Raw genomic sequence first — 7177 nt, 5'->3', positions numbered from 1 at the left:
GAGGAGCGTTACACGGCGGACAACGGCGCGAACGCCGCGAGACCCGCCGGGACAACGATCCCCCCGCCTGTCGGCGCGGAGCTGCCCGAGCAGGTTACTCGCCGGTCGCCTTCCGGCCGCGTGACTTGCGCACCGGACCAATCTACAGGGTCGGTAAGGTCGGCTTCATCTTCGCTGCCGGGGGTGTCGGAGCCGTCACCACAGCACGGCGATGACGACGTTGAGGACACCGAGAGCACCGGCCGCGTGTGCGAGGGCGGCGGTCGAGCCCGGGTTCTGCCGTTCCTTCTTCATGCCGACGATCGCGAGGACGAGGATGACGACGGCGACGACGAGCTTGATACCGATCTTCATGTGGTTCAGGTCGGCGTCGTTCGCCTCGTTGAGCCCGACCAGTGCGAGACCGGTCACCACCTGCAGGATCGCGCCGTGCAGCATGCCGGCCACCACGCGCGGTTCCTTGATCACGGCGAGCCAGGAGCCGATGATCCCGGCGAGGCCGATGAAGTGCAGGATGAGGAAGATCTTGATCGCGACGTCCATGCGGCCATCGGATCACCCGAGCAGGACGGATGTCCAATCAGGCTCACCCCACCGGATGCGCCGTCCGGTGACGCGGGTCACCGCGGCTCCTTCCGCTGCCCCGCGTACCAGTCGAGCAGCTCCGGCGCGTCGACCGCGCTGCGATCCACCGTGCGCGCCGCGTCGGCGCCCTGGAAGAGCCGCTTGATCGGCACCTCGAGCTTCTTGCCGGTGCGGGTGTGCGGCACACCGGGGGCGGCGACGATGTCGTCGGGGACGTGCCGCGGCGAGGCCTGCTCCCGGATTGCCGCGCGGATCTTCTCCCGCAGCTCGTCGTCGAGCTCGACCCCGTCGGCGAGCACCACGAACAGCGGCATCCAGTAGCCGCCGTCCGGCTGCTCGGCGCCGATCATGAGCGCCTCGACGACCTCCGGGAGTTTCTCGACGGCCTGATAGATGTCGGCGCTGCCCATCCGGACGCCGTGCCGGTTGAGCGTCGAGTCGGAGCGCCCGTGCATCTCCACGGTCCCGCGCCCGGTGATCGTGATCCAGTCGCCGTGCCGCCACACCCCGGGATAGACGGAGAAGTACGCCTCGCGGTAGCGGTGCCCGTCCGGGTCGTTCCAGAAGCGGACCGGCATCGACGGCATGGGTGCGGTCACCACGAGCTCCCCGACGTCGTCGCGGACCGGGCGACCGTGTTCGTCGTACGCGTCGAGTGCGACGCCGAGGTACGGCACCGACAGCTCGCCCGGCCACACCGGGACAGTGCGTACCGCGCCGACGAAGGCCGACACCACGTCGGTGCCGCCGGTGATGGACATCACCGGGACGTGTTCGCCGACGTTCTCCGCCAGCCACCGCGACGAGGACGCGGGCAGCGTGGACCCGGTGACCCCGACGGCCCGCAACGCGGACAGGTCGTGGTCCCGCCGGGGTACGACGCCCGCCTTGATACAGGCGAGCACGTAGCCGGGACTCGTGCCGAGGACGGTGACCCGTTCCTCCGCGGCGATCCGCCACAGCCGGTCGACCCGCGGGTGTGACGGGCTGCCGTCGTAGCAGACGATCGTGGCCCCGACGAGCAGCCCGGCCGCCTGGAAGTTCCACATCATCCAGCTCGGGCTGGTGTACCAGAGGAAGGTGTCGTCGGGCCCGAGGTCGGTGTGCAGCGAGACCGCCTTGAGATGCTCGAGCACCACCCCGCCGTGCCCGTGCACGATGCCCTTCGGCAGGCCGGTGGTCCCGGAGGAGAACACGACCCACAGCGGATGGTCGAACGGCACCGGCTCGGGGTCGAGGGGATGGTCCCCGAGGGTCGCCGCCTCCCAGGTGAGCGCGCCTTCGAGGTCCTGCCGCGGACCACCGAGCCGGGGCACCACGACGGTCAGCGCCAGCGACGGCAACCCCTCCCGCAGCCGGGCGACCGCCTCGGCGCGGGGGTGGGTGCGGCCGGCGAACCGGTAGCCGTCGGCGGTGATGAGGGCAGCGGGGTCGAGTTGCCCGAGCCGGTCCAGGGCTGCGGGAGCCGAGTAGTCCTGGCCGCAGGCCGCCCACACGGCGCCGATGCTCGCGGTGGCGAGCAGCGCGACCACGGCCTCCGGGATGTTCGGCAGGTAGCCGACGACGCGGTCACCGACGCCGATGCCGTGCTCGCGCAGCGTGGCGGCCAGCGCGGCCGCCTGCCTGCGCAGTTCGGCCCAGCCCAGCTCGGTGCGTTCCCCGTCCTCGCCGACGTACACGATTGCCGGGCGGTCGTCGCGCGCGTGTCGCAGGGCCTGCTCCACGTAGTTCAGTCGCGCCCCGGGGAACCAGACCGCGCCGGGCATCGAGGCGTCGGCCAGCGCCGGTCCCGGATCGGTGCGCGACCGCACGTCGAACCAGTCCCACACGTCCTGCCAGAACCGCCCGAGATCGTGGACGGACCACCGCCACAGAGCGTAGTAGTCGGGAAGAGAGAGGCCGTGGCGCTGCTCGACCCACCGGGTGAAGGCGGTGATGCGGGCGTCGGCGACGTCCTGTTCGGTGGGGGTCCACTGCGGCGGCACCGGGGTGTCGGTCATGCCGTCGCACCCCCTCGGTGATCGCCCGAGCGGGCCTCGACGGAGCGGTGCAGGATCTGCTCCGCGTGTCGCAGCACCGGCGCGTCGACCATCCGGCCCTCGAACTGGAACACCCCCCGCTCCTCCGGCACCGCCGCCAGCACCCGCCGCGCCCACGCCACATCCTCCGCGCTCGGCGCGTATGCGGACCGGATCACCGCCACCTGACCGGGGTGGATCGCCACCTTCGCATCGAACCCGACCGCCACCGCGTCCAGCGCCTCCGCCCGCAACCCGTCGTGGTCCCTGATGTTCAGATACACCGAGTCCAGGGCGAACCGCCCGTACGCCTTCGCCGCCAGCAACGCCTGCGACCGCACGTGCCGCGCCACGTCCCGATACGTCCCGTCGCCCCGGCGGGACGACTGCCCACCCAGGCCGACCACGAGATCCTCCGCACCCCACATCAGACCGACCGTGCCCGCCGCCAGGGCGATCTCGTCGACCTTCAACGCCCCCAGCGGGGACTCGATCAGCGCGATCACCTCCCGCGGCGCCAGCGACGTCACCTGCTGCGCCGACTCGCACTTGGCCGGCATCACCCGCATGTAGTCGGTGGCCGCCAGCGCCTTCAGGTCCGCCTCGTGATCGTCGGTGCCGACGGGGTTGACCCGCACCACCGTCCGGGCCGGATCGAGCGGGGTGTCCTGCAGGCACCGGCGCGCGTAGTCCTTGTCCCCCGGCGCCACCCCGTCCTCGAGATCGAGGATCACCACATCCGCCGTCGCGGCCGCCTTACCGAACCGCTCCGGACGATCGGCCGGACAGAACAACCACGCCGGGCCGCCGACGCTGTACATAGAGACCTCCTCGATCGGGTGATCTCTTCGATGATGCGGCCCGGGCACCGCACTGTCAGCACAATCGTGACCCGAGCGCGGGACGGGTGGTCGTCCGCGCGGGAATTCCGCGCGGACGACCGGCAAGAGCGCGGATCCGTCAGGCGCCGGCCGCTGCCTCCGACTGCCCGGCCGCTGCCTCCGACTGCCCGGCCGCTGCCTCCGACTGCCCGGCCGCTGCCTCCGACTGCCCGGGCGCTGCCTCCGACTGCCCGGAGCGGTGCAGGATCTGCTCCGCGTGTCGCAGCACCGGCGCGTCGACCATCCGGCCCTCGAACTGGAACACCCCCCGCTCCTCCGGCACCGCCGCCAGCACCCGCCGCGCCCACGCCACATCCTCCGCGCTCGGCGCGTATGCGGACCGGATCACCGCCACCTGACCGGGGTGGATCGCCACCTTCGCATCGAACCCGACCGCCACCGCGTCCAGCGCCTCCGCCCGCAACCCGTCGTGGTCCCTGATGTTCAGATACACCGAGTCCAGGGCGAACCGCCCGTACGCCTTCGCCGCCAGCAACGCCTGCGACCGCACGTGCCGCGCCACGTCCCGATACGTCCCGTCGCCCCGGCGGGACGACTGCCCACCCAGGCCGACCACGAGATCCTCCGCACCCCACATCAGACCGACCGTGCCCGCCGCCAGGGCGATCTCGTCGACCTTCAACGCCCCCAGCGGGGACTCGATCAGCGCGATCACCTCCCGCGGCGCCAGCGACGTCACCTGCTGCGCCGACTCGCACTTGGCCGGCATCACCCGCATGTAGTCGGTGGCCGCCAGCGCCTTCAGGTCCGCCTCGTGCTCGTCGGTGCCGACGGGGTTGACCCGCACCACCGTCCGGGCCGGATCGAGCAGGGTGTCCTGCAGGCACCGGCGCGCGTAGTCCTTGTCCCCCGGCGCCACCCCGTCCTCGAGATCGAGGATCACCACATCCGCCGTCGCGGCCGCCTTACCGAACCGCTCCGGACGATCGGCCGGACAGAACAACCACGCCGGGCCGCCGACGCTGTACATAGAGACCTCCTCGATCGGGTGATCTCTTCGATGATGCGGCCCGGGCACCGCACTGTCAGCACAATCGTGACCCGAGCGCGGGACGGGTGGTCGTCCGCGCGGGAATTCCGCGCGGACGACCGGCAAGAGCGCGGATCCGTCAGGCGCCGGCCGCTGCCTCCGACTGCCCGGCCGCTGCCTCCGACTGCCCGGCCGCTGCCTCCGACTGCCCGGCCGCTGCCTCCGACTGCACCGAGCGGTGCAGGATCTGCTCCGCGTGCCGCAGCACCGGCGCGTCGACCATCCGGCCCTCGAACTGGAACACCCCCCGCTCCTCCGGCACCGCCGCCAGCACCCGCCGCGCCCACGCCACATCCTCCGCGCTCGGCGCGTACGCGGACCGGATCACCGCCACCTGACCGGGGTGGATCGCCACCTTCGCATCGAACCCGACCGCCACCGCGTCCAGCGCCTCCGCCCGCAACCCGTCGTGGTCCCTGATGTTCAGATACACCGAGTCCAGGGCGAACCGCCCGTACGCCTTCGCCGCCAGCAACGCCTGCGACCGCACGTGCCGCGCCACGTCCCGATACGTCCCGTCCCCCCGGCGGGACGACTGCCCACCCAGGCCGACCACGAGATCCTCCGCACCCCACATCAGACCGACCGTGCCCGCCGCCAGGGCGATCTCGTCGACCTTCAACGCCCCCAGCGGGGACTCGATCAGCGCGATCACCTCCCGCGGCGCCAGCGACGTCACCTGCTGCGCCGACTCGCACTTGGCCAGCATCACGCGGGAATAGGGGGTCTTCGCGAGGGACTCGAGATCGGCGAGGTGGTCGGCCGTGCCGGCCGGGTTGAGCCGCACCACCGTCCGGGCCGGATCGAGCGGGGTGTCCTGCAGGCACCGGCGCGCGTAGTCCTTGTCCCCCGGCGCCACCCCGTCCTCGAGATCGAGGATCACCACATCCGCCGTCGCGGCCGCCTTACCGAACCGCTCCGGACGATCGGCCGGACAGAACAACCACGCCGGACCACCCACGGAGTCGACGGAACCCATGCTTGTCCCCTATCCCTTCTGCGTGTCGTCGGCGGGCCGGCATTGCACGAGTGTCTGGCGCACCGCGACCGCGACGACGTCGCCGTGCTGGTTGCGGGCCGTGTGCTCGAGCGTGACGATCCCCTGCCCCGGACGGGACTTGGACTCGCGCTTGTCGGTGACCAGGGTCTCGGCGTACAGGGTGTCGCCGTGGCGGACCGGCGCGGGGAACTTGATCTCCGAGAAGCCGAGGTTGGCGACGATCGTGCCCTGGGTCAGCTGCGCCACCGACAATCCGACGAGGGTGGACAGGGTGAACATCGAATTCACCAGGCGCTCACCGAATTCGGTGCCCTCACTGTAGGCGGCGTCGAGGTGCAGCGCCTGCGTGTTCATCGTCATCGTGGTGAACGCGACGTTGTCGGCCTCGGTGACGGTGCGCCCGGGGCGGTGCTCGTAGACCGTGCCGACCTCGAACTCCTCGAACCACAGTCCCCGCTGGGTGACGCGTCGCTGAGCGCTCACAGGCCGAGCTCCCGCGCCACGAGCATGAGCTGGACCTCGGTGGTGCCCTCGCCGATCTCGAGGATCTTGCTGTCCCGGTAGTGCCGGGCCACCGCGTACTCGTTCATGAAGCCGTAGCCGCCGTGGATCTGCGTCGCGTCGCGCGCGTTGTCCATCGCCGCTTCCGACGCGACCAGCTTGGCGATGGCAGCCTGCTTCTTGAACGGCTTGCCCGCCAGCATGAGGGCCGCGGCGTCGTAGTAGGCGGCGCGGGCGGCATGGGCCCGTGCCTCCATCCGGGCGATCTTGAAGGCGATCGCCTGGTTCCGGCCGATGGGACGGCCGAACGCCTCGCGCTCCTTCGCGTACTTGACGGACTCGTCGACGCAGCCCTGCGCCGCGCCGGTGGACAGGGCGGCGATCGCGATGCGGCCCTCGTCGAGGATGCGCAGGAAGTTCGCGTAGCCGCGGCCGCGCTCGCCGAGCAGGTTCTCCGCCGGCACCCGCACGTCGGTGAAGCTCAGCGGGTGGGTGTCCGAGGCGTTCCAGCCGACCTTGTTGTAGGCGGGCTCGGCGACGAAGCCGGGCGTGTCGGTGGGCACGACGATCGTGGAGATCTCCTTCTTGCCGTCGCGTTCGCCGGTGACGGCGGTGACGGTCACGATCTCGGTGATGTCGGTGCCGGAGTTGGTGATGAACTGCTTGCTGCCGTTGATGATCCACTGGTCACCGTCGAGCTTGGCGGTGGTCTTGGTGCCGCCGGCGTCGCTGCCGGCGCCGGGCTCGGTCAGGCCGAACGCGCCCAGCGCCCGTCCCGCGGCGAGCTGCGGCAGCCACTTCTGCTTCTGCTCCTCGGTGCCGAAGCGGTAGATCGGCATCGCGCCGAGCGAGACGCCGGCCTCGAGGGTGATGGCCACGGACTGGTCGACCTTGCCGAGTTCCTCGAGCGCGAGGCACAGCGCGAAGTAGTCTCCGCCCTGCCCGCCGTACTCCTCGGGGAACGGCAGCCCGAACAGGCCGAGGTCGGCCATGCCCGCGACGACCTCGTACGGGAACGTGTGGTTGGCGTCGTGCTCGGCGGCGACGGGTGCGACGACGGTCTGCGCGAAGTCTGCGACGGTGTTCTTCAGGTCCCGGTAGTCCTCGGGAAGCTGTCCGGTGGAGAGGTAGTCGGTCATCG

Annotated in this window: 7 protein-coding genes; all 7 read right to left on the bottom strand. The window is 71.2% G+C overall.

Features of this window, described 5'->3' with window-relative positions; genetic code table 11:
* Positions 1-195: 195 nt before the first annotated feature.
* The 7 genes from JYA75_RS13450 to JYA75_RS13420 all read right to left on the bottom strand — a co-directional run bounded on the left by JYA75_RS13450 (position 196) and on the right by JYA75_RS13420 (position 7175).
* Positions 196-543, bottom strand: coding sequence for a hypothetical protein (locus tag JYA75_RS13450; RefSeq protein ID WP_006939718.1), 348 nt, complete (start codon positions 541-543; stop codon positions 196-198).
* 77 nt (positions 544-620) lie between these two features.
* Positions 621-2585: an acetoacetate--CoA ligase gene (locus JYA75_RS13445; RefSeq protein ID WP_185712889.1), complete on the bottom strand. Its 1965-nt coding sequence runs from the start codon at positions 2583-2585 to the stop codon at positions 621-623.
* A complete protein-coding gene (locus tag JYA75_RS13440) occupies positions 2582-3424 on the bottom strand; it encodes a CoA ester lyase (RefSeq protein WP_185712890.1) in 843 nt (280 codons plus the stop codon). The genes JYA75_RS13445 and JYA75_RS13440 overlap by 4 nt, the downstream gene beginning before the upstream one ends.
* A 139-nt stretch (positions 3425-3563) precedes the next feature.
* The gene (locus JYA75_RS13435) at positions 3564-4475 is read right to left on the bottom strand and encodes a CoA ester lyase (protein WP_203330098.1); all 912 of its coding nucleotides are present in this window, start codon (positions 4473-4475) and stop codon (positions 3564-3566) included.
* Positions 4476-4614: 139 nt separating this feature from the next.
* The gene (locus JYA75_RS13430; RefSeq protein ID WP_239010582.1) at positions 4615-5514 is read right to left on the bottom strand and encodes a CoA ester lyase; all 900 of its coding nucleotides are present in this window, start codon (positions 5512-5514) and stop codon (positions 4615-4617) included.
* Between the two features lie 9 nt (positions 5515-5523).
* Complete coding sequence (locus tag JYA75_RS13425; protein ID WP_006947103.1) at positions 5524-6018, bottom strand: MaoC family dehydratase; 495 nt, start codon at positions 6016-6018, stop codon at positions 5524-5526.
* Positions 6015-7175: an acyl-CoA dehydrogenase family protein gene (locus JYA75_RS13420; RefSeq protein ID WP_006947101.1), complete on the bottom strand. Its 1161-nt coding sequence runs from the start codon at positions 7173-7175 to the stop codon at positions 6015-6017. Before JYA75_RS13420 ends, JYA75_RS13425 begins: the two co-directional genes overlap by 4 nt.
* Positions 7176-7177 lie beyond the last annotated feature (2 nt).

Origin of the sequence: Rhodococcus sp. PSBB066 (assembly GCF_017068255.1) — a bacterium.
Lineage (GTDB): Bacteria > Actinomycetota > Actinomycetes > Mycobacteriales > Mycobacteriaceae > Rhodococcus > Rhodococcus aetherivorans.
The sequence above is the reverse complement of the archived record's forward strand: the minus strand, read 5'-3'. Positions and strand labels throughout refer to the sequence as shown.

Coding starts and splice junctions, on each gene's coding strand:
- JYA75_RS13450 (WP_006939718.1), bottom strand. CDS start 543: ATGGACGTCGCGATCAAGATCTTCCTCATCCTGCACTTCATCGGCCTC.
- JYA75_RS13445 (WP_185712889.1), bottom strand. CDS start 2,585: ATGACCGACACCCCGGTGCCGCCGCAGTGGACCCCCACCGAACAGGAC.
- JYA75_RS13440 (WP_185712890.1), bottom strand. CDS start 3,424: ATGTACAGCGTCGGCGGCCCGGCGTGGTTGTTCTGTCCGGCCGATCGT.
- JYA75_RS13435 (WP_203330098.1), bottom strand. CDS start 4,475: ATGTACAGCGTCGGCGGCCCGGCGTGGTTGTTCTGTCCGGCCGATCGT.
- JYA75_RS13430 (WP_239010582.1), bottom strand. CDS start 5,514: ATGGGTTCCGTCGACTCCGTGGGTGGTCCGGCGTGGTTGTTCTGTCCG.
- JYA75_RS13420 (WP_006947101.1), bottom strand. CDS start 7,175: ATGACCGACTACCTCTCCACCGGACAGCTTCCCGAGGACTACCGGGAC.